The organism is Flavobacterium sp., assembly GCF_029242675.1.
Taxonomy (GTDB): Bacteria; Bacteroidota; Bacteroidia; order Flavobacteriales; family Flavobacteriaceae; genus Flavobacterium.
On sequence record NZ_JAQWTM010000245.1, the window covers coordinates 1 to 5,006 of the forward strand.

Here is a 5,006-nt window from a genome sequence, read left to right on the forward strand (position 1 = left end):
GTAGCTCTTTTCGAGTACTACATTTTTAGTGTTTTTATCACCAAATAAAGTTATAGCATCTACGGTAGCCATCTCTAAATCTCTGAAAGTAATAATGTTTCCAAAGGTTTTAGTAGCATCATATATTCGATTGGTACGAGAAAATGCTTGCATTAATCCGTGATAACGTAAATTCTTATCTACAAATAAGGTATTCAGTGTTGGTGCATCAAAACCCGTAAGAAACATACCGACTACTATAATTAAATCAACTTCTTTGCTTTTAACACGTTTGGCAAGATCACGATAGTAATTTTGAAATTCATTGCTTTCCACGCCAAAACTAGTTTTAAACATGGCGTTATAGTCTTTTATTACTGCTGTCAAAAATTCTTTGGCACTACTATCCATCGCCGATGGCTCAAAGTTTTCTTCAGATATTTCACCAACGGCACTCTGCTCTTCATTAGCAGCAAAAGAAAATATCGTAGCAATTTTTAAAGGCTTCTCTGTATCTTTTTGAAGACGGTTTAGTTCTTCATAGTAACATTTAGCTGCCACAACACTACTTACGGCAAACATGGCATTAAAGCCTGTGTTTCCTGCGTGACTTCTATGTGTTTTTATTCTATAATTATTTAGAATGTATTGTGAAACTTCTTTGATACGAGCTGGGTGAAGTAAAGCTTTAGTATTTTCTGCACCAGTTAATTTCTTTTCATCCACTTCTGTTTCAATACCTTTAAACTGCGGACGAACGTTGTTGTAATCTACTTTGAATTTTAGTACTTTTTCATCTCTAATGGCATCGGTAATTACATAGGAGTGTAATTCGCGACCAAATACAGACGCTGTTGTTTCTGCACCCAAAGCGTTTTCTGGAAAAATAGGCGTTCCAGTAAAACCAAATTGATAGAATTTTTTAAACTTTTTGTTCAGATTTTTTTGTGCTTCACCAAATTGAGAACGATGTGCTTCATCAAAAATGAAAACCACTTGTTTTTGATAAATGGCTAAATCACTCTCGGTTTTCATTAAGTTATTCAGCTTCTGTATGGTTGTAACAATAATTTTATTGTCGTCTTTTTCAATATTTCTTTTTAAACCAGCTGTACTGTCTGAACCATTTACACTATCAGGAGAAAAGCGTTGGTATTCTTTCATGGTTTGAAAATCCAAATCCTTACGGTCTACTACAAAGAATACTTTATCAATAAATTTTAGATTTGTTGCTAGTCTTGCTGCCTTAAAACTGGTAAGGGTTTTACCAGAACCTGTAGTGTGCCAAATATATCCTCCACTTTCTTTATCGGACCATTTTTTAGCATTAAAGGAACTTTCTATTTTCCATAACATTCTTTCGGTTGCTGCAATTTGATAAGGTCTCATTATTAACAATGTATCGCTTATATCAAAAACTGAATAGGTTAGCAATACATTTAACAAGGTGTGTTTTTGAAAAAAAGTCGTTGTAAAATCTTTCAAATCTTTGATCAAAGAATTGTCTGCTTTTGCCCAGTTCATGGTGAAATCGAAACTGTTTTTATCTCTTTTTACTGTGTTGGCAAAATAACGGCTGTCTGTACCGTTTGTAATTACAAATATTTGTAAATACTTGAAAAGTGAATTTTCACTATTAAAACTTTCTTTGCTGTAGCGATGCACTTGATTGAACGCTTCACGAATAGCAACTCCACGTTTTTTTAATTCTATTTGTACCAATGGTAAACCATTTACTAAAACGGTAACATCGTAACGATTTGAATGTGTTCCTTTTTGTTCGAATTGTGAAATTACCTGGACTTTATTTCGAACAATATTCTTTTTATCTACTAAGTAAATGTTTTGGATATGACCATCGTCAAAAACAAAATCGTAGATGTAATTTTCATGTAACTTTCTAGTTTTATCAACCGTATTGTCACTTGGTTTGTCTAAATACTCTTCTGTAAAACGAGCCCATTCGCTGTTTGTAAATACCATGTTATTTAGCGCTTGTAATTGCACTCTAACATTAGCTAACATGGTTTCCCTAGTATTAAGGTTAGTAGGATTTTCATATCCTAGATTGATTAAATCTTGAATGAATTCCTTTTCTAATGCCGCTTCTGTTTGATAACTTGCAGGAGCTTCATTTACCTCTAAATACTTGGTGAATTTATCTAAAACAATGAAATTGTTTGATTCTGCTATGGTTTTATATTGCGACATCTTCTTCAGTTACAGCTTGATTAATATTTGATTTAAAACGATAGTTTATTTTAATTTGATTTACTAAATATTCTAGAACTCTTTTGTCATTATCATTGATTATAGAAGTCTCTTCTCCCGAAAATTTACCATGACTCGATAGATTAATTATACGATTATAATATGCTTCGCGAGACTCTTCGGGTAAAAGATCTCTCCATTTATTGTAGCCTAAAAAGGTGGACATTTTTTCTAAAACATTACGAAGAAAATTAAAATGATACTTTTGAATATTACCAGATGGTAGTATAGCTTTATCCAATTCAGATAGAAGAAATAAATGATAGGAAAAGGGTGAATCACTTGATTGGTTACTTAGTAAAAATGTACCATCTGCTAATTTTTCAAAACGTTTTTTTGCGCAATGGTTCACTTTATATCCATAACTTGAATCCGCATTATTGAATTCATTAAACAAAACATTATAAAAGAGTGGGTTGTGTGTTGTAATAATAAACTTTAATTGTGAGTTACTAGATTTAATTAGCTCAGCTATATTTACAGCTAATTCAATTAAATGATTATCATCTAGTGAACTTACAGGATCATCTATAAATACATACTCCAAATTATTAAATAGTCCACCTAAGTTTTTGAGTTTTTCCAGTGCTGTGCTCAATTCAATATTTGCAACTTCCGCTTCATTTTTTAATATGCCTGCTTTTTTCTCATTCTCTTCGTTAGCCTTTTTATTAGCTAGCCTTTCAGCTTTTTTTGCTTCTTTGTTTTTTAAATCGGCTATGTTGGCTAATGATTTTAGTTCTTCTTGTGCTTCCCCCAATGGGATTAATGCTTCAATAGCTTCATTTAGTAAACTATAAAACACACTCCAAATAAAACAACTTTCTTCACCTTTAGAAATTTTCACAAATTCCGAAGGCTCATCATTCCCACGCTCAAATGAAAAACGTACTTCGGAATAAGCAGGAATCTTTACGTCCCTGTTGTCTTGATCTTTTATAATGTATTCTTCATTAAAATTAGGCGTTAATTTATCGCTTGTGTAACGCTGAAAATGTGCAGATATATTCGGCTCTTGTCCTTGGTCCTGAAGTATCCACTTTGTATATGCATTTGATTGGATTTTTAATTTTCTATCTAAATCGTTTTCCAAATCATTATCCCAAAAGAATAAGTCTTCAGTAAATGCATTGTAGTACAAAATTTTGATTTTAGTTTCTTCTTCGTCATCCTCATTCTGAGGATTCTTAGGAGCAATCAATTCTTTAAATTCACGTGATAGACGTGTTTTACCAGTACCATTAAATGCATAAATCAATTGCACTTTTTTATCAGCATCTATAAGCGATTGTGCTATTTCTTTTAATGATTGTGCCATATTAAACTTCTAAATTATCTTTTGGAAATGTTAGTAACAAATCACTATAATACTGATATTGTTTTTTTCTTAGCTCAATTTCTTTTGGTAAATTTTCGATAATGGAAGTAGTTAAATTATCAAATTTGTCTAAAATAGAAACAATTCTTTCTTGTTCTTCTTTGGAAGGTAATGGAATTTTAATTTTAGCTAAATCCTTTGCTGAAACATCAATTACTTTAGTTCCTTTTGCGTATTTAGCTTTAGCCTTTGCGAACCTGGTAGTCTGTGTAAAGTATGCAAAGAACTTTCCAGTGATATTCTCCCCGGGTTTAAAAATTGTAGCATGACCACCTGTAACGGCAGTTTCCTTGCCAAGATATACTAGAGATTTGCCTACATCTTCAAGATTTTCGCTTGTGTTGGTTATGATTACATCACCTGTATTTACCTTTTTCAGTTTCAGAGCAGTTTCTTTAGAAACAAAAGATTTTGTTTCTGCAGTAAGAGTCTTATAATAGGTATAAATCTGACCGTAGTGAATTGCAGGAATTCCAGATTCTGTAAAATCTGATTTTGGTAAACCATTTCCACGGATTAACTCTCCGACTTCACCAATTGGCAAATGTTGCACTTTCGTTTCATCGAAAACAAACAACTGCTCTCGGTAATAGCTATACTGCTGTTTTCTTGCTGTAAGCTCTGCTGTAAGCTCTGCTGTAAGCTCTGCTATAAGCTCTGTCAAAGTATCTAGAATTGCAACTATTTTTTGCTGGATTTCTAATGATTTTTCGGGGTTTTCTGGACATGGAATGGCGATTTGGAATTTTTTAAAATCTTCCTTAGTTATAGTTTTAATTATATTACCACGAGCCATTTCTTTTTCAATTTTGAATTTTTCTTCAATTTGATATGCAAAATATTTTTTATCAATTTTAATCTTAAAATGCTCAAATATTGCGATAGTCCTATCAACATATGAATCATATTGTGTAATAGCAACACGTCCAATACTGCCTTGTAAAGTTACTATAATAGTGCCTACTGGTACAAATACACTTTTTGACTGTGCTAATTTTGAAATCTTTTTTTTAGTATTAGTTACAAGTTGTAAATTGTAACTAACATCAACAACTTGGACAAATGGCATTGCATTTTCACCATCATACCACTCACTATTGCCGTATGGTTGAGGAAATGAACCACGTCTGAATGTTGCAATTTCTTCAAGACTTATCAACTCAATTTTTACACCTTCTAATAATTTATCTAAATCACTCATGCTTCAATTTCTTTTATAATGGCATCAATATCAGCACGTAGTTTGTCTATTTTTTCTACTGTTTTGGCAACGTCCTTGTTCAATTCTAATATGTTAGTCTTTTCAAGATTGTCTTTAGCTTCTACATAAGAACTCACCGATAGGTTATAATCGTTTTCAGCGATCTTGGTATTGTCT

Annotated in this window: 3 protein-coding genes and 1 pseudogene; all 4 read right to left on the reverse strand. The window is 32.2% G+C overall.

The genetic code is table 11. The features are described 5' to 3' along the window. Positions 1 to 2,190 (reverse strand): type I restriction endonuclease subunit R (locus P8M54_RS09140; protein ID WP_300287471.1); only part of this gene is annotated, 2,190 nt, incomplete at its 3' end. After that, a complete protein-coding gene (locus P8M54_RS09145; RefSeq protein ID WP_300287473.1) occupies positions 2,177 to 3,568 on the reverse strand; it encodes an AAA family ATPase in 1,392 nt (463 codons plus the stop codon). The genes P8M54_RS09145 and P8M54_RS09140, both read right to left, overlap by 14 nt. Position 3,569: 1 nt before the next feature. Then, complete coding sequence (locus P8M54_RS09150; RefSeq protein WP_300287476.1) at positions 3,570 to 4,829, reverse strand: restriction endonuclease subunit S; 1,260 nt, start codon at positions 4,827 to 4,829, stop codon at positions 3,570 to 3,572. Continuing rightward, positions 4,826 to 5,006: pseudogene (locus P8M54_RS09155) on the reverse strand (type I restriction-modification system subunit M); the annotation flags it as partial. The gene P8M54_RS09150 and the pseudogene P8M54_RS09155, both read right to left, overlap by 4 nt.

Excerpts from the sequence above, each read along its gene's own strand:
- P8M54_RS09150 (WP_300287476.1), bottom strand. The coding sequence starts at position 4,829 with ATGAGTGATTTAGATAAATTATTAGAAGGTGTAAAAATTGAGTTGATA.
- P8M54_RS09145 (WP_300287473.1), bottom strand. The coding sequence starts at position 3,568 with ATGGCACAATCATTAAAAGAAATAGCACAATCGCTTATAGATGCTGAT.